This window comes from Paenibacillus sp. NPDC058898, assembly GCF_049316025.1.
GTDB lineage: Bacteria > Bacillota > Bacilli > Paenibacillales > Paenibacillaceae > Paenibacillus_AQ.
In genome coordinates this window covers 433,485-455,602 of sequence record NZ_JBMOSM010000003.1, presented here as the reverse complement: position 1 = coordinate 455,602, position 22,118 = coordinate 433,485, and the positions used below count along the sequence as shown (strand labels likewise).

General features: G+C 47.4%; 24 protein-coding genes. 10 read left to right on the top strand and 14 right to left on the bottom strand.

Going from position 1 to position 22,118, the window contains the following annotated elements:
• The first annotated feature begins 152 nt into the window (after positions 1-152).
• The 6 genes from ACOZB4_RS10470 (at position 153) to ACOZB4_RS10445 (ending at position 5,338) form a co-directional block, all read left to right on the top strand.
• Complete coding sequence (locus ACOZB4_RS10470) at positions 153-275, top strand: hypothetical protein (protein ID WP_422759537.1); 123 nt, start codon at positions 153-155, stop codon at positions 273-275.
• Positions 276-315: 40 nt separating this feature from the next.
• On the top strand, positions 316-1,701 hold the full coding sequence (locus ACOZB4_RS10465) for a vWA domain-containing protein (RefSeq protein ID WP_379404595.1): 1,386 nt from the start codon (positions 316-318) through the stop codon (positions 1,699-1,701).
• A gap of 477 nt (positions 1,702-2,178) precedes the next feature.
• Positions 2,179-3,069 (top strand): ABC transporter ATP-binding protein, encoded by an 891-nt coding sequence (locus ACOZB4_RS10460; RefSeq protein ID WP_379404593.1) that lies wholly within the window; start codon positions 2,179-2,181, stop codon positions 3,067-3,069.
• Positions 3,069-3,797, top strand: a complete 729-nt coding sequence (locus tag ACOZB4_RS10455) for a hypothetical protein (protein WP_379404591.1) — start codon at positions 3,069-3,071, stop codon at positions 3,795-3,797. The genes ACOZB4_RS10460 and ACOZB4_RS10455 overlap by 1 nt, the downstream gene beginning before the upstream one ends.
• 79 nt (positions 3,798-3,876) lie before the next feature.
• The gene (locus ACOZB4_RS10450) at positions 3,877-4,341 is read left to right on the top strand and encodes a hypothetical protein (RefSeq protein ID WP_076324908.1); all 465 of its coding nucleotides are present in this window, start codon (positions 3,877-3,879) and stop codon (positions 4,339-4,341) included.
• A gap of 67 nt (positions 4,342-4,408) precedes the next feature.
• Positions 4,409-5,338, top strand: coding sequence for a protease complex subunit PrcB family protein (locus ACOZB4_RS10445; protein WP_379404589.1), 930 nt, complete (start codon positions 4,409-4,411; stop codon positions 5,336-5,338).
• A gap of 161 nt (positions 5,339-5,499) precedes the next feature.
• On the opposite strand, the gene ACOZB4_RS10440 is transcribed toward ACOZB4_RS10445, so the two are convergent.
• Entirely contained in the window at positions 5,500-7,602 is a 2,103-nt protein-coding gene (locus tag ACOZB4_RS10440) for an ABC transporter ATP-binding protein (RefSeq protein ID WP_339290788.1), read from the bottom strand.
• The gene (locus ACOZB4_RS10435) at positions 7,603-9,360 is read right to left on the bottom strand and encodes an ABC transporter ATP-binding protein (RefSeq protein ID WP_379404852.1); all 1,758 of its coding nucleotides are present in this window, start codon (positions 9,358-9,360) and stop codon (positions 7,603-7,605) included.
• Positions 9,361-9,944: 584 nt separating this feature from the next.
• Between ACOZB4_RS10435 and ACOZB4_RS10430 the strand changes: the two genes are divergently transcribed.
• Together ACOZB4_RS10430 and ACOZB4_RS10425 are read left to right on the top strand one after the other, a co-directional pair.
• Entirely contained in the window at positions 9,945-10,250 is a 306-nt protein-coding gene (locus tag ACOZB4_RS10430) for a HesB/YadR/YfhF family protein (RefSeq protein WP_076322129.1), read from the top strand.
• A 46-nt stretch (positions 10,251-10,296) separates the two neighbouring features.
• Positions 10,297-10,746, top strand: coding sequence for an NUDIX domain-containing protein (locus tag ACOZB4_RS10425; protein ID WP_076322128.1), 450 nt, complete (start codon positions 10,297-10,299; stop codon positions 10,744-10,746).
• Between the two features lie 138 nt (positions 10,747-10,884).
• Here ACOZB4_RS10425 and ACOZB4_RS10420 read toward each other — a convergent pair whose 3' ends face one another.
• Entirely contained in the window at positions 10,885-11,397 is a 513-nt protein-coding gene (locus ACOZB4_RS10420) for an ADP-heptose synthase (protein WP_098746891.1), read from the bottom strand.
• A gap of 133 nt (positions 11,398-11,530) precedes the next feature.
• Between ACOZB4_RS10420 and ACOZB4_RS10415 the strand changes: the two genes are divergently transcribed.
• Complete coding sequence (locus ACOZB4_RS10415; protein ID WP_076322126.1) at positions 11,531-13,276, top strand: ABC transporter ATP-binding protein; 1,746 nt, start codon at positions 11,531-11,533, stop codon at positions 13,274-13,276.
• A 97-nt stretch (positions 13,277-13,373) separates the two neighbouring features.
• On the opposite strand, the gene ACOZB4_RS10410 is transcribed toward ACOZB4_RS10415, so the two are convergent.
• The 7 genes from ACOZB4_RS10410 to ACOZB4_RS10380 form a co-directional block, all read right to left on the bottom strand.
• Positions 13,374-14,666: a DUF6080 domain-containing protein gene (locus ACOZB4_RS10410; RefSeq protein ID WP_379404585.1), complete on the bottom strand. Its 1,293-nt coding sequence runs from the start codon at positions 14,664-14,666 to the stop codon at positions 13,374-13,376.
• A gap of 59 nt (positions 14,667-14,725) precedes the next feature.
• Complete coding sequence (locus ACOZB4_RS10405; RefSeq protein ID WP_076322124.1) at positions 14,726-15,046, bottom strand: EamA family transporter; 321 nt, start codon at positions 15,044-15,046, stop codon at positions 14,726-14,728.
• Positions 15,036-15,377, bottom strand: a complete 342-nt coding sequence (locus tag ACOZB4_RS10400; protein ID WP_076322123.1) for an EamA family transporter — start codon at positions 15,375-15,377, stop codon at positions 15,036-15,038. The genes ACOZB4_RS10405 and ACOZB4_RS10400 overlap by 11 nt, the downstream gene beginning before the upstream one ends.
• Positions 15,365-15,997 (bottom strand): HAD family hydrolase, encoded by a 633-nt coding sequence (locus ACOZB4_RS10395; RefSeq protein ID WP_379404582.1) that lies wholly within the window; start codon positions 15,995-15,997, stop codon positions 15,365-15,367. The genes ACOZB4_RS10400 and ACOZB4_RS10395 overlap by 13 nt, the downstream gene beginning before the upstream one ends.
• Before the next feature lie 28 nt (positions 15,998-16,025).
• Complete coding sequence (locus tag ACOZB4_RS10390) at positions 16,026-16,931, bottom strand: decaprenyl-phosphate phosphoribosyltransferase (protein ID WP_379404580.1); 906 nt, start codon at positions 16,929-16,931, stop codon at positions 16,026-16,028.
• Positions 16,932-17,154: 223 nt separating this feature from the next.
• A complete protein-coding gene (locus ACOZB4_RS10385) occupies positions 17,155-17,598 on the bottom strand; it encodes a DUF441 domain-containing protein (protein ID WP_015736251.1) in 444 nt (147 codons plus the stop codon).
• Between the two features lie 20 nt (positions 17,599-17,618).
• Positions 17,619-18,596: a YpdA family putative bacillithiol disulfide reductase gene (locus ACOZB4_RS10380; protein ID WP_379404577.1), complete on the bottom strand. Its 978-nt coding sequence runs from the start codon at positions 18,594-18,596 to the stop codon at positions 17,619-17,621.
• A gap of 179 nt (positions 18,597-18,775) precedes the next feature.
• Between ACOZB4_RS10380 and ACOZB4_RS10375 the strand changes: the two genes are divergently transcribed.
• On the top strand, positions 18,776-19,084 hold the full coding sequence (locus tag ACOZB4_RS10375) for a DUF2087 domain-containing protein (protein WP_379404575.1): 309 nt from the start codon (positions 18,776-18,778) through the stop codon (positions 19,082-19,084).
• A gap of 93 nt (positions 19,085-19,177) precedes the next feature.
• Here ACOZB4_RS10375 and ACOZB4_RS10370 read toward each other — a convergent pair whose 3' ends face one another.
• From ACOZB4_RS10370 to ACOZB4_RS10355, 4 genes are all read right to left on the bottom strand, one after another.
• Positions 19,178-19,804, bottom strand: a complete 627-nt coding sequence (locus ACOZB4_RS10370) for an FMN-dependent NADH-azoreductase (RefSeq protein ID WP_379404573.1) — start codon at positions 19,802-19,804, stop codon at positions 19,178-19,180.
• Positions 19,805-20,067: 263 nt separating this feature from the next.
• Entirely contained in the window at positions 20,068-20,916 is an 849-nt protein-coding gene (locus tag ACOZB4_RS10365; protein ID WP_379404571.1) for a DUF4097 family beta strand repeat-containing protein, read from the bottom strand.
• On the bottom strand, positions 20,913-21,473 hold the full coding sequence (locus ACOZB4_RS10360) for a DUF1700 domain-containing protein (protein WP_379404569.1): 561 nt from the start codon (positions 21,471-21,473) through the stop codon (positions 20,913-20,915). The genes ACOZB4_RS10365 and ACOZB4_RS10360 overlap by 4 nt, the downstream gene beginning before the upstream one ends.
• The gene (locus ACOZB4_RS10355; RefSeq protein WP_071220202.1) at positions 21,466-21,795 is read right to left on the bottom strand and encodes a PadR family transcriptional regulator; all 330 of its coding nucleotides are present in this window, start codon (positions 21,793-21,795) and stop codon (positions 21,466-21,468) included. The genes ACOZB4_RS10360 and ACOZB4_RS10355 overlap by 8 nt, the downstream gene beginning before the upstream one ends.
• Positions 21,796-22,118 lie beyond the last annotated feature (323 nt).

Genomic DNA, 22,118 nt, shown 5'->3' with positions numbered 1-22,118 from the left:
ATTAGGTGTTTAATGACTGGATTGTAGTGTATGATTTTGGAAAGATACTTGGGAATCGGGCGCATCAGCTATTGGTCATAACCTAACTTCCCGCCAAATTTTGCTCTCACCAGTTATAACATTTAGATTAAGGAGGGAAGTACGAATACGAGATGGCGGTTTCTATATTTTCTAAAATACAGCTGCACGAGCCCAAAGCGGAGCCGTTCATCATGACCGCCAATGAACTCCGGGTGGATAATAATTTGTTTATGTATCAGAAGATGATTAATTAGAGGTGAGTTGATGTTTCGAAGATCTATCTTCATTTTTATTATGTTAATCTTATTCCTTGCAGGTTGCAGTAATGAAACAGATAAGAATGCTTTAAAAATTCCTGATTCATCAGATTCTACGCAAAGTAATGAACCAGAAAAGAGTCCTTCAAACATTCAAACCCCATCAGGTTCAGATCAAAATGAACCCAGCTCAGAAATTCAGAGTCCACCGGACTCTAATCAAAGTGAACCTCAGACTTCCTTGACCGATGAAGAAACATTAATGAAACCACCAGGACGTTTTGCCGGTTCCAATTATGATGAACAGAAAGTTAAGGAAGCTGTGGATCAATTACCCAATGACTTGACTGCTGATCAATATACTGAAGAACTTCTCCTTCTATTGGGTGAAGATTATAGCTCTTATATAACCACATTCAAAGAATATGACACAGAAGTTAAAGTGGATATTGAGCGACCTGATGGCAACATCACATTACCCGCAAGTAGGAAATTACACATTTCGATCCTACTTGATGCCAGTGGCAGCATGAAAGCGCAGATCAATGGCAAATCAAAAATGGACTCTGCCAAAGAAGCTATACAGATTTTCGCAGATAAATTACCTGAAAATGCAGAAGTATCTTTGCGGGTATATGGACATAAAGGAACTGGAAGTCAGAAAGATAAACAAGTATCATGCAACAGTACAGAAGAAATATTTCATGGCCCAGGTAACCAGACAGATCAAATAAAAACGGCGCTTCAAAGCGTGAAACCAGCTGGATGGACACCCATTGCAAATGCTCTGAAATCTGTAAAACAAGATATAGATCCTGAGACAACCGATTCGATCGTATATGTGGTAAGTGATGGAATTGAAACATGTGGAGGTAATCCAGTACAGATTGCCAAAGAACTCAACCAATCCAAAGTGAAGACCGTTGTAAATATTATTGGCTTTGATGTGGATAACGAAGGACAGAAATTGCTTCGACAAGTTGCTTCATCTGGAGGTGGAGAGTTCACTTATGTAAATAATGACGAATCACTAAAAAATTATCTCAATAAAGCGTATATTAAATTACTCGGCGAGTGGAAGACGTGGCAAATAAAAGGAGAAGGAGAGGCAAATACACAAGTCATACGGAAGCAGGGAGCTATCAATACTACAGAAATGGATATGCAAATTCTAGCGAACAAAGAATATGATAATCTGCTAGCAGCCCTTCGGGTTCTAGAAACTAAATACGGAAATGATATCCCTCACGGTGAGATCTGGATGCAGGTTACTAATCGTAAGAATTTCGCATGGAATTATGCTCGTGATACAGGGAGACGTTTATATGACGAAGTCACTAAAAATGGAAACCAGGTTTATGACGATTACAAGAATGAAGGCGATAAGAATATCGAAGATCTGGAGAATAAGCAGAATAATTAGCGGCTGAGGCAATGTGACTCATGTGAGCCAAAGGTCAGCAATGGCAGGTTAAGGGACTTTGGGCTCCCCGTTCATGTATCGCGTCATGCCGAAGAGGGGGCCATAGGCGCGGCGCTAACCGCTTTTGTCGGATCGTGAGAGATTGAATCATTTGAATTGGCAGGTCAACGGCTGCGATGATGACAGCGTAAATGGATTGGGTCAATCAGAAAAGGGTTATGACCAAGGTGAACGTTAAGAAGGAATGATTAACTAGGTGAAGGCGGCCATTAGGCCGCCTTTGCTTTATTTTATCTTCCTGCCCGTGACCTCCGATGTTTTTTTTGATAATGGTCTCGTGACCGGAATAAACGCTGGATTTTCGTGTCATGTGAGGTAACGGCACCTTTGTCCATGAAGCTTGAAGTGTTGTGCTTTCAGGTAAAATAGCTCTACAATACATATAACACCAGAATAAGTGAACAGGAGTTGAAATGTTTGCAAGAGCTGCTGGAATTGAACAGAGTACACAAGCGTTTCGGTAAATTTGCAATCTTACATAACATTACCTGGTGCATTTCCCGAGCCGAGTGTGTTGCTATTACAGGAAGCAACGGCGCTGGAAAGAGCACCCTGCTGCATGTAATAGCCGGACTTGCTAATCCATCGGGAGGGTCCCGGGTCGAGTATGAAACCTCCCTTCGCGTCGGATATGTTCCGGAGCGATTCCCTGCGCTTCGATTTCGTCCTTCTGAATACTTGCGCCATATGGCCGCCATTCAGGGTATGAACAAGCAAGAAGCCGAGAATCGAATTGGTGCGATGCTGAATGTGTTTCAGCTGCAGGACATGAAGATGACCCTATGCTCCAAGGGGATGCTGCAAAAAGTCAACATCATGCAGGCCCTGCTTCGTCAGCCCGATCTATTGGTTCTGGATGAGCCTCTGTCGGGACTGGACGAGGCTTCTCAAATGGAGATGATTGGCATTCTAAGTGAAATCAAAAGACAAGGGACAGCTATTGTGATGTCCGTTCACGAGCCGCTGCTTATTGCTTCGCTGGCTGACCGGGTAACGCAGCTCCGCCAGGGGCGGATCGAACGGGACGGAACGCTGGAAGCCGGTTCGGAGATGGGACGGATGAAGCTGGAATTCACGCGTGTTTCTCAGGACAAAATGCTGGAACTGGAACGCCGTTCAGGGTTTCACTATTGGATTTCGAGAGGTAACCCTGCATCGATGGTCGTGTCGCGGCAAGTCGCGGATAATATGCTGCTGGATATTTTACAGTCAGGTGGTTCGCTGATACGGCTGGAACCCTGGAGCGGAGAGATGGCAAAGCAAGTGTACCCAACCTCTGGTCAATCAAATGAAGGGGAGGGAGCATAATGGGGTCATTGATTCGTTACATGCTTGCTAGTTACACGAGATCCTATCGATATTTCGCTCCGATTGCCTTCATATTGATATCGGTGGTGTTTATATACTCCTACCGGCCCAATCCGATCATGGACAGTTATGCCGTAACGGCTGCATTTCTGTTTGTTGGCTCAGCTTGGCTAGGTTTGAACTTTCTCAATCATGATCAAGGGCGTCAAACGATGCTCCTGATCGTTCACAGCGGGAAGGCCATACGATATTATGCCGCCCAATATGTAACCGTAACGCTTCTATCTATCCTGTTCAGTTTATTTGCCGTCCTTTGTCCAATCGTATTTGGAATGTTTGATAAGCCGATTACATTATCCCAGTTTGCATTGGGTTATCTGGGACATGTGGCATTGTCCTTGCTTGGGATTTCTCTGTCCGTATTTTTTCAGTTTGGCTTTATGGAGAATCAGGGAAGAGCGGCAGGATGGCTGTTAATCGTTATCGTTATTTCCTTAGCCGGGCAATCTATCGTTCAGGATGAACTTGTTTATCTGAGATTGATTCCTTATGTTCTGCCACCTGTCTCTGTTATGATTGACATGTTCATTCATGCTGACGAGCGTTCCCAGTTCGTGTTATTCATGACGATTGCGTACACGTTCATATACAGCTTTATTTTGCTGGCGGTTTATCTATGGACGGCCTGTCGTAAGGATGCGGCAACCATAATCCGAAAAGTAGGTTGAAGTAGGAGGAATCTTCCTTTACCATAGGGATATACACAAATAGAAACGGTAAAGACAGCCAATACTAGAGGAGGATACCATGAAACAATCTCGACTGATGGATAGTGACCACTCCAAAGAGCTGTTTGCCTATTTCGGATTAGCGGTGTATTATTCACAGGCGCTTGAGCAGCAGCTCGCGAATCTGTTGATGCTGATCAAGCTTTCCCAAGGGAATGTGCCTTCAGAAGAAGATTTCACCCAACTATATCATCGGAAATTAAGCAGCTCTCTGGGCCAACTGGTACACGAGATCCAGCATTACTTTCCATTCTCCGAAGAAGAAACACTTCAATTAAAAGAAGTCTGGAAGCAGCGTAACTACATCGTTCATGATTATTTCAAAGAACGGATTCATGAGACGTTCAGTCCGGCTGGCCGTTCCCGAATGATTCGGGAGCTGACCGCATTTAAGGACCAGGCTCAAGCGTTAGAGCAAAAGCTGCAGGGCTATTCTCGCGAAATGTATGTGAAGCTTGGCCTGGACAGCGAAAAAAGCGTATAAAAGAAATTAGGGCTGAGATGAAACATATTCCAGCACCTCTGCGTCAGATAGATTAGGAGGTGTAATTATGAAAAAAACTACGAAATTGTTAACGGCAATGCTTGTCACTTCGTCATTGCTCGGTGCCGGCGCCGCCTCTGCTTTCAACGATATTCAAGAGGAGCAGCCACTACAAATGGTGAAGGAGCTGCAAGCGAAAGGAATTATCCAAGGGATTAGTGCCGATAAATTCGCTCCGGCCAAAACAATAACGACCGCCCAAGCGGTGCAGATGATTGTGAATGTCGCCGACCTGAAGGTACAGCCGAACTATACGGGCCGTTCGTTTGACAGTGTGCCGAAGGATGCCTGGTTCGCGGATGCTGTGAATATAGCGGCTCAGAACGGATTGTCCGTATCCGCAGACATGAAATGGAATGAACCGATAACCCGAGAAGGGTTCGCGACATTGCTCTCGGAAGCGATTCAGAAGACCGGGAATTATCCCGTGGTCATGATGTATCTGCATGTGGCCGACGAGGATTTGATGAAAGAGGAGAGCCGGGGAGCGGTGCAGTTCCTGCTGTTAACCAAGATCGCTGAGCTCGACGCCAACGCCAAGTTCCATCCCGCCAAGAGTTTAACCCGTATTGAAGCGGCAGAGCTTGCGTACAATTCCACTCAATTTATTGAGGAGCATCAGAAGAACATGATACCCGAGAAGCCGGGACAATCTGAACCGGATGTAAGTACAAGCGTCGTTAAGGTGGATGATGCGCAGAATAAAATCACGGTAACCAAGGAAGACCTACCGAATCCGGGGTATGGCATTAAAATTACGTCGGTCGACTATGTTAGCGATACCGAAGCCGTGATCTACTACAAAGTTCTTCAACCCGATCCGGACAAAATGTACCCGCAAGTCATCTCCAAATCTTCAGATGACGTGCTCGTGCCTTCCAAGTACACCAAAATCACGGTCAAAGCAGAAGCTACTCTTGATCATCCGGCAAAGTAATTCTTGTAATGTACCGCCAGCATACAATGCAATAAAGAAGGCTGTTCCCAAGCGAATGTAACATTCGACAGGGGACAGCCTTCTTTTATTGATATCTGTAGGTATAAACTTCGAAGCCTGGGTCTTCCTGATTTCGCAAGAAAAAACTCTTCTAACTTGGTTTATACATGACCACCAGCCATTTTACTGTTGGAGGCAAGTACCGTCTCCTTACTCTCTGCAATCGGAGCCGTGCTGCCTTGCTGGAGTTGATACATTTTAAAGTATCTTCCGCCCAGGGCCATCAGCTCGTCATGGGAACCCTGTTCCACAATTTCGCCGCGGTGAAGGACCAGAATCTGATCGGCGCTGCGGATCGTGGATAAGCGGTGGGCAATGATAAAGGTCGTGCGCCCTCGCTTCAGTACCTCCAGAGCTTCCTGGATTAAGGCTTCCGTCTCCGTATCAATGTTAGCGGTGGCTTCATCGAGAATCAGTATGGCCGGATTGAACGCAAGAGCCCGGGCAAAAGAGATTAACTGTCGTTGTCCGGCAGAGAGTGTGCTGCCTTTCTCCAGTACTGGCTCATCGAAGCCTTGCGGAAGATGAGCGAGCAGCCGATCAGCCCCTACGTCGCGCAGCGCCTGCTCCACTTGTTCCCGTGTAATGCTCGGGTCACCCAGGCTGACATTCGAAGCAATGGTGCCTGTGAACAGGTACGGGTCTTGCAGTACAATCCCCATATGCTTGCGGAGCCATTGCTTTGGAATATCGGTAACGGGCTGGCCATCAATGGTAATCGTGCCTTTCTGCGGGTCATAGAAGCGGAACAGCAGATTGATGATGGAGCTTTTGCCGGAGCCGGTATGACCTACAAGCGCCACGGTTTGGCCTTGCTTCGCTTCAAAAGAAATGTTCTTAAGGACATAGTCCTTCTTGTACGCAAACGACACGTTCTGAAATTCTACATTTCCTAAATACCGCGGCATGCTGCCATCCGTTACTTTCTCGCCTGTTTCATCCATCAGCTCAAACACCCGTTTGGCGGAGACGATGGAGGTATCGAGCGCTGCCAGCTGGTTAACCATGCCCGTTATCGGCTGGAACATGCGGCCAAGCAGATCAACGAAGGCGTAGAGGACGCCGATCGAGACGATGCCGGCACCATTTAATGAAGCAGAACCGAAATACCAGAGTACGACTACAAAGGAAACGTTACGTAGAACATTCACCAGATTGTGCGTGGTGAAGGAGTTCAGATTGAGCATTTTGTTCTGATGAGCCATATAATCCGCATTCAGCGCCTCGAACTCGTCCTGGGTCGCTTTTTGGCGGCGGAATACACGAATGATGGCCATACCTTGAATGGATTCATTAATGATGGCATTGATCTCGCTCAGACGGGAGCGGATGACGGTATTGTATTTGGTTGCAAATTTACGGTACAGAATGGTCCATACAATCAACATCGGAATAACAAACAAACTGATCAAGCCCAGTCGTACATCCAGAAGGAACAATGCGACGTAGACACCCGTGATATACACGGCGCCGGAGCTGAAGTTGGATAATACCGCAACGAACAGGTCCTTTACCGCTTCGGTATCATTGGTTACCCGGGAAACGACTTTGCCCGCCGGTAAATCATCAAAGAAATTGACGGGCAGCCGCTGAATATGGGCGTACACATCGGTACGCAGCTTCTGAATGACCCGATTGGCTGCCGATTGCAGCCAGTAGGTTCTGCCGAATACTGTAATCATGGAGATCAACAGGCAGATCAGGAACAGGCCGACCAGCTTATATATGTTGGGAAGTTCGGGTTTATAAAATTCAAACAGCTGTTCCTTGGTCAATTTAACAGCCGGATACTGCATCTCCTCTGAGGCGTAGGAAATTGTCATGACACCGTCCTGAAAGGAGCGGTTTCCTTCGGTTCGGGCTACCGGCTCGTTAATGAAGTAAAAGCTGCGGCCAGCCTGAACGAGACGTACTTCCTGTCCTCGCGTCTCGCCTTCAAGAAAGCGATCCTCGCGTTTATAATAAGTCCCGTTATAGGATGCGGCATCTTGAGCCTGCGTCGTCTCATAATAAGGCCGTTCGATGCCCAGGATATGCTCGTCAATCATCGTTTTTGCGATGAAGGGACCTGCAAGCTCTGCGGCAACGCCGATGGCCAGCAGAATCAAGGCGGCGATGAAGGTGCCCTTGGCTGTTAAGGCATAACGGAACAGTCGTTTGGCAATGCCGGATTCATTCGATATGGTCGTATCGGTTGGAGTCAATTAAGACACCTCCTCCGAGGTCAGATTGTTTTCTACCTGCTGGCGTTCGAATTGCTCACGGTACCACCCACCGAGCTCCAGCAGTTCATCATGGGTTCCTTGCTCCGTGATTCGACCGTCCTCCAGCACCACGATGATATCGGCATGCTGAACGGCTGAGAGTCGATGCGTGGAGATCAGGGTCGTCTTGCCGGCGCGTTTGCTCCGGATATTATCGATGATTCTGGCTTCCGTCCGGGCGTCTACAGCGGACAAGGAGTCGTCCAATATTAAGATTTCAGGGTCGCCGATAAAAGCTCGGGCCAGTGAGACCCTTTGTTTTTGCCCACCGGACAACGCCACACCTTTTTCGCCTACAAGGGTATCAAGCCCATCGGACAGGGTGACCAGATCGCGGTCAAACGCAGCGGTCGTAATGGCCTCCATGATCAATTCGTCGCTGGCATCCTTTTTGCCGAATTGGATGTTCTGACGCACCGTCTTGGAGAACAAAATCTGCTCCTGCGGCACATACCCGATCCAGCCATGGAGCCGGTCAGTCGCCAGTTTCTCCATTGGTATATCGGAAATGAGGATTTCGCCGGTTCCGGTAGGGTACTCATGGAGAAGCTGCTTCAGCAGCGTCGATTTGCCGCTGCCCGTGCGTCCTACGACGCCGAGCGTCTGGCCTTTTTGCAGCGTAAAATTAATATGTTTCAAATTATCAATTGTAGAGGTTGGGTAACGGAACGTGACATCTTTAAATTGAATCGTATCCGGAACCTCCACATCTGCAGGGTTCGCGGCGTCGGTAACATCTGGCGGGGTCTTTAAAGTTTCGTTGACCCGATCCAGGGATGCGTTTCCGCGCTGCATAATGTTGATCAATTCCCCGATGGCAAACATCGGCCAAATCATCATCCCGAGGTACATGTTGAACGATACGAGATCTCCGAGCGTGATTTGATTCTGGAACACCAGATACACACCGTAGGCTAAACCGATGACGTAACTGAGACCGATGGAGAAATTGATGGTTGGTTCGAATAGGGCGTCCACTTTGGCTACCGCCAGGTTTTTACGATATACATCATCCGTAATGTCCTGGAAGCGCTGCTGATCGGCGCGTTCCTGTACATAAGCGCGGACAACACGCACACCAGCTACGGACTCCAGAACCTGGTCGTTCATGTCACCGAAGGCATCCTGCGCCAGCGTGTAGCGTTTATGGATGGCTCTTCCGTAGATGACCATACCAATGGCTATGATCGGCATGGGCAGAATGGCTGCCAATGTCAGCTTCCAGCTGACAATGAAGCCCATGGCGAACAGAACGACAATCAAGTATATGGTGGAGTCGGTCATGACGAGCATCCCGAAGCCAGCAGTTGCTGCCACGGAGCGAAGGTCATTCGTAGCTTTTGCCATGAGATCTCCTGTACGGTTACGCTCGAAAAACGGCGGAAGCATCCGCAGCAAATGGTTCATGTACCGGGTACGGAGCAGGCGTTCCACGAGGTTCGCTCCTCCGAACAAACGGTGCATCCATATGTAAGTGGCACAATAAACGACAGCAACGATGCCGAGAATCATGAGCAGATATTGGACGAGGGACGCCCACGTTATGGAACTGCTGACGATATCGTCAATGGCGTTTCCGAGCAGAAGCGGCGGCAGCAGCTCAACCAGTCCGCAAAAGATGAGAAGCGCAAGGCCGATCAAGTAACGCTTTTTCTCTTGCTTGAAAAACCAGCCTAAATTTTTAAGTACGGCAAACACATTATCCCTTCCTTTCGTAGGTCGTTCCGGCATCATATCATCCTAAAAACCAAAAAAAGCACATCATCCGACGACGGACGATATGCTTCATTAATTTTGAACTTATCATTCGCACGGCGATCATGACTTCCGCGCAACGGTTAGCTGCTTCGTTCTGATCATTCTGGCAACGAATGAACGAGGCTTGATGATGATGAGACAGCACCATTGGGGAGTCGATCCATATTTAATTGTAGGAAATGATGATCCAGATGATCTTGATCCATCGCAAACAGTTTAAACATGTCACTCACCCTTTCTTCGTAAATTTACAATTTATTCAAATCGATCTCGTATGGACTGAATTTTATCACCATGAACTGGAATGTGTCAAACTTATTTTTCAGGATCATAGCAAGATATTCGATAGTGAAGGTAGGATAGAACCTTATGTCACTATTTTATTATCAAAATGATTTGTATCCTAACGTGCGTATGCGTTATGATAATATTGCAACTATTTATAAGATACCGTCCCTAAGATCTCCGGTCTCAAAAAAGATAGGGGTCAACATAATATGACGTCTAAGGAGGGTGTACGACACATGCAAATTCAAGTCAGCGACCAGGCGGCACGTTGGTACAAGAAGGAACTTGATCTTCAGTCAGGCACGTTCGTTCGCTTCTTTCCACGATATAGCTCAGGCGGCGGTCTCCATCCCGGATTTTCGCTCGGTATTTCGGTAGAAGAACCAAGAGAAGCGGGACTGACGGAGCATTCCGAAGAGGTAACATTTTTTATGGAAGAACAGGATTTGTGGTATTTGGAGGGATATACGCTACGCGTGAAGTATGAGGAATCCTTGGATGACATTTCGTATATTTATGAAGAAGAGGGCGCAGTGAATTAACCCTATGTGAGACTGCAGCGCCATCTAGGGAAAGGAGGTTCCCAAGATGAGCGTATATCACCGCGATATTCGCCAATACATCGGCAAACGCTCGGTGGTCCGTGTGAAAGCGGCGGTGCTTGTGCTGAACGATAACGGAGAGATTCTGCTCCTGAAGCGGCAGAACAAGGACGAGTGGGGACTTCCACTCGGAAACCTGAAGCCCGGCGAAGCTCTTGAAGACACAGCGTCCAGAGAGCTGTGGGAGGAGAGCGGCCAGACAGCGGATGATATGCGACTCTTGGACCTTGTGTCGGGTCCGGAGTATATGAAGAAGCAAATAGGTGGAGATGAAGTGTATTATGTGATAGGTGTGTATGCGGCAACCGGCCTGCACAGTGCCATTCATTTGTCCCCTAATACGGAAGTATCTCTTAAATATTTTGATTTTCAAGCATTGCCCGTTATGGATGAGATCACGGTCCGCTTGCTGGACAAGATAAAAAAGAACAGCTGAGGCTCGTTTAGTGGTGGCAGTTTGTACGCCTTAAATTCCCCGCACGGGGAATTTTTTTCGGTCAACATGAGGAGTCCCTGCCCCATTCAAACCGGGGAGGGACTCCTTTTGCCATGCGAAGGTGTGTACATAGGATCATTATGGCTGCCCGGACAGCGGGACCTCCAATGCAAAATCAAAATCGTCGATATCATAGACCTGAACGGGAAGAGCGCTTTCGACGATACGCTGAATCAATTCGTATTGATCGGTCAGTATGGGAGCCGCGGCTCTTTGGGATGCCAGCAGCAGCTCGGTTTCCACAGGATCGAAGGATTCCCCATAGGGTGCGGTGTCCATGGTATTCATGACCGAGACCCGGGTAGTTTCACTAACGGGAATGGTGGGGCTCTTGGACCAAGGCACCTGCAGCGCGCGCTCGATTTTCTTTTTGTTCAGTGGTTCTTCAAAATAGGAAATCAATTCGCCAATCTTTATCTTGACGTGCTGGTCATCAGCACTGCTATTCATGAGATGTTCCTCGGTGGTATGAAGCTCATATAATTCCAAAATGGTAGTGTACGGAATGATGTACTCGACGGGTTTAGGTGGTACTAACAGCTGACCGTAAATGGCCAGCATGACGGCCTCCGTCACGAAAATTCTGGTCATGACTAAATCCTCCTGCAAGACATGATACAATTCATAAGTTTAGAACTAATAAAGCATTGAAGCGCATAAATGTCAACTGCTCTTCGCCTGTCAACCACGTGGATGTTACTTCAGAAAGGGGCTGTTATCACCTTTGAAATCATGGAAAATCTATTATCCGTTCGTTAAGCCATATATGAAGTGGATCATCCTGACCCTTATTATCGGCATGATCAAATTTGCAATCCCGTTGTTACTGCCCATGATCATGAAATATGTCGTGGATGATCTGCTAATCAACCAGCAGATGACCATTGAACAGAAAATCCAGGATCTGATGTGGATTCTCGCCGGGACCCTGGTGCTGTTTGTCGTTGTACGTGGTCCGGTGGAATATTTGCGGCAGTATTTTGCCCAGTTCATTACCAGTCGTATTTTATTCGATATGCGTAATCGACTGTATGCCCATCTGCAGCGGTTATCCCTTCGTTACTATCAGAATACCAAGGTAGGCGAGGCGATATCGCGCTTTATCAATGATGTGGAACAATCCAAGAACCTGGTAGAAGTCGGTATGATGAACATCTGGCTGGATATGTTTACATTGGTGTTTGTATTAATCGTCATGTTCTTCATGAATCCCGTTCTGACGCTGGTTGCCATCTCGATTCTTCCTCTCTACGGGTTAGCGGTGAATTTGCTGTATAAGCGGCTTAAGCGCTTGACTAAGGACCGGTCGCAGGCTCTCGCCGGCATCCAAGCGTACCTGCATGAGCGGATTCAAGGGATCTCGGTTATCCGCAGCTTTACTCTGGAGCGGTACGACCAGAAGAAATTCGAAGGCATCAACGGCAATTTTCTGAAAAAAGCGATGGCGCAGACCCGCTGGAATGCGCTCACCTTCTCCATTATCAACACACTCACCGATATTGCGCCTATTCTGGTTATCGGTTATGGAGGATATCGGGTGATTCAGGGAGATCTGACATTAGGTACATTTGTTGCCTTCTTTGGTTATCTTGACAGGCTGTATGCGCCCCTTCGCCGCTTGATCAACTCGTCAACGGTGCTGACACAGGCTTCAGCTTCGCTGGAACGGGTCAAGGAGCTCATGGACGAGCCATATGACATCGTGGACCGTCCGGGTGCCAAAACGCTCAAGACAGCAGGACAGATCGAGTTTGACCGCGTAAGCTTCAAGTACAATGATGCCGCAGGTTGGGTGCTGCAAGATATTAACCTGACCATCAAGCAGGGGCAGACGGTTGCCTTCGTCGGGATGAGCGGCGGCGGCAAATCATCCCTGATTGGATTGATTCCGAGATTTTACGATGTACAGCAGGGAGCAGTTAAAATTAACGGTCACGATGTCAGGGATTTGACGCTGGACAGCCTGCGCGGATCGGTGGGGATGGTCCTGCAGGACAACTTCCTGTTTAGCGGATCCGTTCGTGAAAATATATTGTTTGGCAATCCGGAAGCGGATGAGCAGAGAATCGTCGCCGCTGCCAAAGCCGCCAATGCGCATGATTTCATCACCCAGTTGCCGCAAGGCTATGAGACGGAAGTGGGGGAACGGGGCGTCAAGCTCTCGGGCGGGCAGAAGCAGAGACTTGCCATCGCCAGAGTCTTCCTCAAGGATCCGGACATTCTGGTGCTGGATGAGGCGACTTCGGCGCTGGACCTGGAGTCCGAGCATCTGATACAGCAGGCGCTGCAGTCCTTGTCCAACAATCGCACCACATTGATCGTGGCCCATCGCCTTTCTACCATTACGCATGCTGATCAAATCGTTGTGCTGGAGAATGGCAGAATTACAGAGCAAGGCACGCACGGCGAGCTGATGAATCTGGATGGAAGTTATGCCAGACTATACAACGTGCAGCATTTGGAGAATTAATATTCTCTTATTTCATTGATTAACGAAAGACCCGTCCTTCTAAGGCATGGTGTTCGGCCATGCTTCAGGGGACGGGTCTTTTGATGTGTTTCAAGGCTTATTTCTCGATATTCTTGAACACCGTGTCATAAGTCGTCTGAATATAGTCCAGCGTCTGCCCGTGTAATACGATATTGTTCACCAAGGTGATCAGCAGGAATAGTACCATGATGCCGGTCAGCGCTTGTTGAATCCGGAGGTTCTTTGTTTTGGCAATAAACAGTGCTGCAAGCACAAACAGGGCAAACAGATAATGTCCTGCGTACAAGTACAGATCGTAAGCATACGTAGCCAAACCAAACCCAACGATGATGTGCAGCAGAATCGCGAACAGAATATAGATGCCAAATGCCCAGGTATCGCGGGAGCGGATACCCTTAATGAAGGATAGAACCGCAAGGATAAGCATCCCGATACCGACGATATGGACATGAATCGGATACGGCTTGGCCAAATTCGTCACGAATGCAGCGATCCCCGGATCAATCATGGCAAGCTCAGGCGATAGGATGGGACTTACAAATAACATGTAGAAGACTCGGGAATGGTGCTCGAATGAAAAAGGAGAAACATAGCTGAGCGCACCGTTCTGCACGCTTGAAAACACGTTGGCGATCCACGATTTACCTGAGAACAGTAAGTGTTGAAGCAGAGTTACGATCACCGCCATCCCCAGGAAAATCAGCATAGTCATGATAAACCGTTTAAACGTGTCCTTTTGTTTTCTATCGAACTGGCTGATCAGCAGTGCTCCTGCGAACGTAGCTACATTCGTAGACGTGATGCCGAAATTAATCAGGGCCAGGGAGGCATTCGGCATGACGGCAAATCGATTCGTAAGCCGGCCATAGTGCAAATAAGCGGCTGATAGGATGATCATAAACTGCGCATAAGCGTAGGAATCCGGTATGAGTGCCGTGAACAGCGAATAAGAGCTGATACCGAAGAAAGCCGCCGTGACAAGAGACAACAACCAGCTGGCTCCGCTTCTTCGGACGATGTAGTAGACCAGCGCTGCGCTAAAAGCGTTCAGGACCGATTGAATCAGAAGGTAAGGGAGGTTGGAGCTCCCGATCATCGTTGTTAACGGACTGGTCAGGAAATTAATGAACGGATGGATAATTGAGATGTTTTCCGGTCCATATTCCATTGAAGGATCGAAGTTGAACAGATTCAGCGTAAAGGGCGCACCATAGAATGGGCTATGAGGCATCAACTCGGCTGCATGATCCTTGATGTAGGCTACGAACGGAAGGTTCATGAACACATACCATAGGGCCAGACAGACGCTTAGGCCGATCGCTGTGTAATTATCTTTTTTATGTCGAAATAAATAACTGAAAAAAGTCATGTTTTTCGTTCCCCCATCTTGCTTTTATATGTACTGAAAATAGGCCAAGCGGCATTCGCTTACCAGATCAGCAGGAGCAATCCGGAAATAATAAAAGCGACGCCAGCGATTTTTCGGATCCCGATGGTTTCCTTGAAAACCAGTTTGGCAAACAGTAACGCCCACAGGAACGTAAGTGCATTCGCCGGCATAACCAGCGTATAAGGAAGCTCTCCTAGAAGGTAGATGTTTAACAAGGCTCCCAATCCGTAACTAAGAAAACCGATCAGCAGCAGCTTGATTTGTTTGTTTGCGGTATATCCTTTGAAGAATACGCTGCCCAGTGAGCCGAGTAAGGTCATCAGGAGCAGAAGCAAGTATAGGAACCCGTCATTTTTCATAGGAAGTTAATGTCACCCCGATTCCAAGCAGGGCTACGGCTGCCAGTTTTTGCAGGGTTAATGGTTCATCCAGAAAAAAATCACCATAAAACAGAGCCACAATATAGCTGATACACATCAGAGGATAGGCAACGGACAGCTTCTCCAATGAAAACGATTTGATCATGAGTATGGCCCCGAGGCCGTAGCAGATAAAACCGATTCCCATGTATATCAAGTTGGCGTGGCCCCATTTCCAGAACAGCTGGCCGGTAGCCGTCAAAAAAGCCGATAGAACCATGAACAGCTTGCCCAGGTGGCGCGGGGCGCTCTGCGCTTTTATCTGTTCCATGTTAATCCCTCGCATCCCTGAGCAGATTTCTGATTGATCAAATATTTGTATTTGACGAGCCCGAACATAGGGAGGTCGGACAAGGAATCGGAGTAAGCGCGGGAAGCTGCATAATCAATGCTCAGTTGCCGCTCGTTCAAGTACTGCTGAATCCGGTTCACTTTTTCCTCCCCCTTACAATTGTTTCCTTCAATCATCGAGGTAAAGCGTCCTTCCCGTACGGAAAGTTTCGTAGCGATCACGGTATCGACGCAAGGAAGCTCTGCAAAGTATCTCATGTAAGCGTCGGGGGACGCCGTTACAAGCAGCACATGATAACCCTCGCTTTTTTTTCGCTGCATTTCCTTCAGCGCAGCCGGAAAGATGGCAGGTTTTAATTCCGTTTCGTAAAAATGTTTCAGGTCGGCATCATCCATATGGCGCATCGCATGAAAATAAGCGCTCTTTGCCTTCTCAGCCTCCAAAAGACGGAGCTTGTACAGCACGGAATGCAGCACGACTTTCAGAATGAAGGGTGCTGTGGACGGTTTTTTTCGAATACCATATTTTAAAAACTGAAACATGGAGTCTGTATGGATGACCGTTTTGTCGATGTCAAAGATTGCGAATTTCTGTTTCATATCATTTCCCTCAATTACTAATTCTGTATTATTCAAAGTATACTAAAATCCCGATAACGCTGATGACATAGAGGATCACGGTGACCAGGATGTGTTTGTCCTCTAGGAGCACCCGGTCCGGAGCCCCGCCTTTTTTCTCGATATGAATCAGATAAAGATAGCGGAACATCCCATATATGACAAGCGGTATGGTCCACATGAGGTGAACGGTTCTGCCTGACGTAAAGGTAAACAGTGAATAACTGATGATGGTTGCTGTGGTGACAATGCTGCTCATCTGGTCCAGCAGATCAAACGAATATTGATCGAGCACCTTGCGGTGAGAGCCTTTGTCATGCTGCAGCAGATGGAGCTCATGTCGTCTCTTGCCGATCGCCAGGAAGAGCGATAGCAGCATCGTACAGAGAAGGAACCATGGCGTGAACGGGACGTGGATGACTAGTCCGCCCGCGATGGCTCGCAGCACGAACCCTGCCGCGATAATCATGATGTCAATGATGACAACATGCTTCAGCCGGAAGGAGTAGGCTACGTTCATGGCAAAATAGAGCACCAATAACACGGTAAACAGCGGATTTAGGAAATAAGATACGGCCAGCGAAGCGATTAGCAGCAGCGCGCCGAATGCAATAGCCAGCTTGGGCGGCAGCGCACCCGAGGCCATGGGACGGTATTTCTTTACCGGATGGTTGCGATCCGCTTCGCGATCGGCATAATCGTTCACAATATAGACGCAGCCGGAAACGAAGGACAACAGGAAAAAACCGATCAGGGTGTCGAAGAGCACGCCGGGATTTACCACTTCAAACGAGAAGAGGGGGGCTGCAAATATGAGCAGATTTTTGGTCCATTGCTTCGGCCTCAGCTGCCTGAAGAGCAGCATGGGAAGCTGCCTAAGCGGAGCAGCCGCCGATTCGGTATTCGTTGAAGACAATTGTGTTACCTCCTGATACATCATATTTCATAAGGGATTACGGAAAAATCGCTAAAACACGATAGCTATCATACCATAAAATAGACTATATATGGTAATGATCCGTCCGATACAAGGCTTGTTAATAGAACAAATAAACCTCCCCAAGCGTTCACGAACCGGCAGGGAGGTTATTGTTCTATTTATGTTATTTATAAAAAAAGGTTGCATCTGTTCCTGTTCCTCACGATTTACCGATGAGCAGGGACAACAGACCGGCGGCGATGAGCGGCCCGACGGGCACGCCGCGGAACAGGGCGACCCCAAGTACCGTGCCAACAAGAAGACCGGCAACCACGGTGGGATTGCTTCCCATCAGCGTGGCGCCACGACCGCCCAGATAAGCGACAAGCATGCCGACGGCGATGGCCAAAAGAGATTTCCAGTTCAGGAAGGATTCGCCGATCGTTTGCAGGCTCATTTTGCCGCTGGCCAGCGGTGACATGACACCTATGGTGAGAATGATAATGCCGAGGGTCAGTCCGTATTTCTCCAGCCATGGGAATGCTTGCTGAAAGCCGGTTACGCGGATAAGAAGCAATGCCAGCATCGCAATGGTCACGGCAGAATTGCTGCTGATAATACCAAGTCCCGCCATAGCCAGCAGGATGAGTGAAGTTACGTCCATGGGGGATCGCTCCTTTTTTGTTAAGCTTTCAAGACCAAGTGCTCGGCAATCAAACGACCGTGTAGTCTCCCTGACTCAATAAACACCTCATTGGCATTACGACCGGATGCAATGACACCAGCGACATAGAGTCCCGAAACATTGGTCTCCATCGTATCCGGATTATAGAGCGGCTTCTCCATGTCTTCATCCAGTTCAACGCCGGAGGAAGCGAGCAGTTTGCGATCAGGACGGAATCCGGTCAATGCCAGTACAAAATCATTTTCAATGATTGTTTCCTGGCCTTGATTCGAAAGGACGGTAATGGAAGACTCTGCGATTTGTACGACACGCGAGTTCAGGTGAAGCTGGATATGTCCCTTTTGCACCATACTATCGAACAGAGGACGTACCCAAGGTTTGATGTTCTGTGAAACTTCCTCACCCCGATATACCATCGTGACCTCGGCTCCGACACGGATGAGCTCCATGGCAGCATCCACAGCGGAATTACTGCCGCCAATGATCGCGGTTTTCATTCCAGCATAGGGATGGGCTTCCCGGAAATAATGGGTAACTTTCTCCAAGTCTTCTCCAGGAATGCCAATATAATTCGGATGATCAAAATAACCCGTAGCAATGACTACGTGTTTGGCTTCTCGTATGGACTCTACACCGCCGCGGCGCTGGGTCTTTACCTGAAAGCTGCCGTTAGGCTGCTTGGTTATGGTGAGAGCTTCTTCGTATGGGAAGATCTTCAGATTAAAGTGTCTGGCAACTCTGCGATAATAAGCCAGTGCCTCGTGCCGAAACGGTTTATCATTCGATATCGCGAACGGAACTTCTCCGAGTTCAAGCATTTCAGCCGTACTGAAAAACTGCATATGCGTTGGATAGAGATAAATGGAATGAACTACATTGTGTTTATCAATGATCTCGCAGCTGAGGCCCCGGTTGCGGCATTCAATGGCAGCTGAGAGACCGCATGGGCCTGCGCCGATAATTAAGACGTCGAGCATGGTGAACCTCCTTATGTAATAACCTTACGCTATCGATCTGCATAATAATCCTACAGCAAATAAAAGGATAAATCCAGATTTGACGGGATTGACAAACATTTCAAATTTGATTATCATCTAATTAGATAAATATTAAATTAGATGATTGTAAAATTTATTTAGAAGGGAGGAAGAACACCATGATGGAACAAATTGCAAGTGAGGCCTATAAGGCATCCGTTCTCCGGAATTTTATAACGAAAGACGGAACGCTGCGTTCCATTCCGGCCCAGTACAAAAAGAAACTCGTCATATTGGAGTATCTGGTAGAGCAGCTTGAAGCAGGGAAAGAATATCCGGAAAAGGACATCAATGCGTTTATCAAGCGTTATCATGCGGATTATGCGACCATTCGGCGGGAATTTATCATTCATCAATATATGAGCCGCGATCATGAAATCTATACACGTAACCCGCGCGAGTTATGGACCCAATGGGAAAAGGTTTAAACGGGATTACACAAAAGCCACCTTTTACTGCCTGAGCAGTGGAAGGTGGCTTTTTGTATTAACTATCCGTTGTATTCATAGGTAAAAGTTCGATTAGAAACCGGCAGCAGCCTTTTTAACGAGCTCGAGACCGTTCTGAACGATCATTTCCGCTTCATCAGGGAATTGGTTGTGGCCTTCGATGATGAGGGTTTCGATATCTTGCACGCCCCATTGACGAAGATTACCCATTACGAAGTTAACTGCCATCTCAGCCGCGGCCATAGGTCCCTCCGAATAGTTACCTCCACGAGCATTCAGGATGACGACTTTTTTGCCTGTCACCAGACCTACAACGCCTTGCGGCGTATATTTGAACGTTTTGCCTGCTTGGTTCAGGTAGTCGATATAGGTATGAAGAACGGCAGGTACGGTCATGTTCCACAATGGGAAAGCGAGCACGATTTTGTCAGCGGCAAGAAACTGGTCAAGATATTTGCTTACATTCGCAGCAGCTGCCTTCTCTTCGGGGGTAGATTCCAATCCTTGAGCAGCTTTGAACATACCGTTAATGGCTGTGCCGTCATAATAAGGAAGATTCTCTGCAAAAAGGTCAAGCTCCGTGATTTGGTCTTCCGGATGACTTGCTTTGAAGGATTCCAAAAACGCATGGTACATTTTTACGCTTACCGATTGTTCGATGGCTCTGTTGTTTGCTTTGATGAATAGTACATTAGACATGTATGAAAACTCTCCTTGTTGTGTAGTTTACTTTATAAAGTATAGTATATTTCATTTCGATCGTTTGTCAACAACGTCTTAAAGTGCGTGTTCAAAAAGGTCGATTTTCAGCACCGAGAAGGTTGGATGAAGCTAGGGACGTCAGGAGCGGAGCGTACGTTTTGGGTACGTGAGCACCGGAAGGCCCGGCTGAATTCAAGATTCGATGTCGAGCTGCTTCCTGATTCGCTTCGTGATCAAAAGCGGACTTTTTGAACAACTTCTTAATGTACGATATCGATATTTCCGGAGTAGGTTTCCACTAGGATGGTATCGGTTGTTTCTTTCAGTGACTCCGGCGCTGAAACGTCTCCCGATAGTGTCTTAAGGTCATAGAATCCCCGGAAGGACGGGTCAGGCTGCACTTTCACATTGCCGGATCTGCACAGGATATTAACCGATGAAACGCCAAGCAATCCCACGTTTACGTTTCCGGAAGTGACCTCAACGTCGACGGGACCTTCCATATTTTTCAGCACGACATCTCCCGAATGATTGACCAGCTGGGTGGATGCCCGGATGTCAGAACCGCGAATATTTCCTGAAATGTTCTCAACGCTTAACTGCTCGGCTTGTATTCCGCTCATGTTAATGTCGCCTGACTTCACGGAGATGTCAATCATCTTGGAGGAAGCTCCGCTTACCTGGATATTGTCTGAGAGCGTCGATAAATCGAGTTCGTCGAGTTTTGTGCTTGATGGAAGCACAATGGTCAGTTTTCCTTTCGGTGAACGAAAGTCCACACTCATCAACTGGAAAGTGGAAGGTGTAGTCAGATCCAATTTCACCTCAGGGCCTGATGGATTAAAGTTTTTAAGAATATCGACATGCTCCGGTTTTAATTTGCCGTCAAAAGCGATATATCCGTTCGAATCGCCGCTGTCCTCAAACGCGAAGCTGATATTAATATTGCTGGCAATAGTTAATTTTTTCAAATTTACGGCATCCTGCAGATCCCATCGATTCTGATAGCTGACAAGCTCTTCACCGAATTTAAACTTGTTCAAGGCCATGCCGATGATTCCTACCAATATAAGTGCGATTGCTAAACTGAACAACCATTTTCTGTTCACTGTGCGTCACGTCCCTTCAACAAACGCGTATTCCATCTGGAGTACCTCAAGGTTAACGATAACAATCCAACCATGGCTGAGCGTGTGGCATATCCGAGGAAGATGCCGATTCCGATCAAAGAGATGGATAAGAATAATTTGGCCGGATAAAACGTTCCGTTTACGATATAGTCAATCAGAACGAGCACTGGGCTCAGCAAGGTTGCCAGGGCTCCCAGAGCAATGGCGACCCCTCCGGACCATAATGCTGCAAGGAAGGGGACTGCCACCAATGCACAGAAGAACAAACCGACTCCTAACGCATATTTTCCAAAAGAAGACGGTCTTCGGATCGCTGCCGGAACAGGCATATCCATATCCACATACCGGTCGCCTAACGCTTCCTTGGCCATTTCAAAAGGATCTCCCAATTCACGGGCGATTTCCTCTTCGGTTCGTCCAATCTGCATGCCAATGACAAAATGGGACGCCACATCATGAATGAATTCCCGCCGTTCGTCGGGAGGAAGCGCGGCAAGACGCGATTCCAAAATTGAAATAAACTGTTTTTTAGTCATACAAATTTCCTTCCTCTATCAGATTGGTCACATTGCCCACAAAAGCTTGCCATTCCTTTACCAAGGCTCTCATATAAATCACTCCGCTAGGCGTCAGCTTATAATATTTACGGGGCGGACCCTCGGTCGATTCCTGGAGGTACGTCGTACAATAGCCTTCATTAACAAGTCGGCGAAGGAGAGGGTACAACGCCCCTTCGGCTACCTCAATATGCCTCGATACCGCTTGAGCCAACTCGTAGCCATACTGGTCCTTGCGATGGATTAACACAAGGACGCAGAGTTCAAGCACGCCTTTTTTGAATTGAATACTGACATTCATACGGCAGATGATACCTCCTTTCATAAGTCCATGTTCATGCTGTAAACAATGAGGTAGTAATTAATATTCAGTAGTGGTTATGAATAAGATATCACTTAGTACTGATTAATGCAAGGTACTGATTATAAAACGGGCTGTCGTCAGAATAACGTCGAATCATAAGAAGCTTTGTTAAACGAAAGAAAGTCTCGTTTAATCTTAAAAAGGCACGGTTAATAGAAGTTATCAGAACATTGGGTCGTTTTTCCAAAAGAAGAATGGAGGGATGAACAGTATGTCCATCGATCGGTTTATATTAAAAAAATTGGACAGATGCCAGGAGA

Coding starts and splice junctions, on each gene's coding strand:
- ACOZB4_RS10410 (WP_379404585.1), bottom strand. CDS start 14,666: ATGACTTTTTTCAGTTATTTATTTCGACATAAAAAAGATAATTACACA.
- ACOZB4_RS10355 (WP_071220202.1), bottom strand. CDS start 21,795: ATGAATGTCAGTATTCAATTCAAAAAAGGCGTGCTTGAACTCTGCGTC.
- ACOZB4_RS10400 (WP_076322123.1), bottom strand. CDS start 15,377: ATGGAACAGATAAAAGCGCAGAGCGCCCCGCGCCACCTGGGCAAGCTG.
- ACOZB4_RS10455 (WP_379404591.1), top strand. CDS start 3,069: ATGGGGTCATTGATTCGTTACATGCTTGCTAGTTACACGAGATCCTAT.
- ACOZB4_RS10430 (WP_076322129.1), top strand. CDS start 9,945: ATGCAAATTCAAGTCAGCGACCAGGCGGCACGTTGGTACAAGAAGGAA.
- ACOZB4_RS10465 (WP_379404595.1), top strand. CDS start 316: ATGTTAATCTTATTCCTTGCAGGTTGCAGTAATGAAACAGATAAGAAT.
- ACOZB4_RS10445 (WP_379404589.1), top strand. CDS start 4,409: ATGAAAAAAACTACGAAATTGTTAACGGCAATGCTTGTCACTTCGTCA.
- ACOZB4_RS10450 (WP_076324908.1), top strand. CDS start 3,877: ATGAAACAATCTCGACTGATGGATAGTGACCACTCCAAAGAGCTGTTT.
- ACOZB4_RS10395 (WP_379404582.1), bottom strand. CDS start 15,997: ATGAAACAGAAATTCGCAATCTTTGACATCGACAAAACGGTCATCCAT.
- ACOZB4_RS10370 (WP_379404573.1), bottom strand. CDS start 19,804: ATGTCTAATGTACTATTCATCAAAGCAAACAACAGAGCCATCGAACAA.
- ACOZB4_RS10470 (WP_422759537.1), top strand. CDS start 153: ATGGCGGTTTCTATATTTTCTAAAATACAGCTGCACGAGCCCAAAGCG.
- ACOZB4_RS10385 (WP_015736251.1), bottom strand. CDS start 17,598: ATGGACGTAACTTCACTCATCCTGCTGGCTATGGCGGGACTTGGTATT.
- ACOZB4_RS10425 (WP_076322128.1), top strand. CDS start 10,297: ATGAGCGTATATCACCGCGATATTCGCCAATACATCGGCAAACGCTCG.
- ACOZB4_RS10420 (WP_098746891.1), bottom strand. CDS start 11,397: ATGACCAGAATTTTCGTGACGGAGGCCGTCATGCTGGCCATTTACGGT.
- ACOZB4_RS10360 (WP_379404569.1), bottom strand. CDS start 21,473: ATGACTAAAAAACAGTTTATTTCAATTTTGGAATCGCGTCTTGCCGCG.
- ACOZB4_RS10380 (WP_379404577.1), bottom strand. CDS start 18,596: ATGCTCGACGTCTTAATTATCGGCGCAGGCCCATGCGGTCTCTCAGCT.
- ACOZB4_RS10375 (WP_379404575.1), top strand. CDS start 18,776: ATGATGGAACAAATTGCAAGTGAGGCCTATAAGGCATCCGTTCTCCGG.
- ACOZB4_RS10405 (WP_076322124.1), bottom strand. CDS start 15,046: ATGAAAAATGACGGGTTCCTATACTTGCTTCTGCTCCTGATGACCTTA.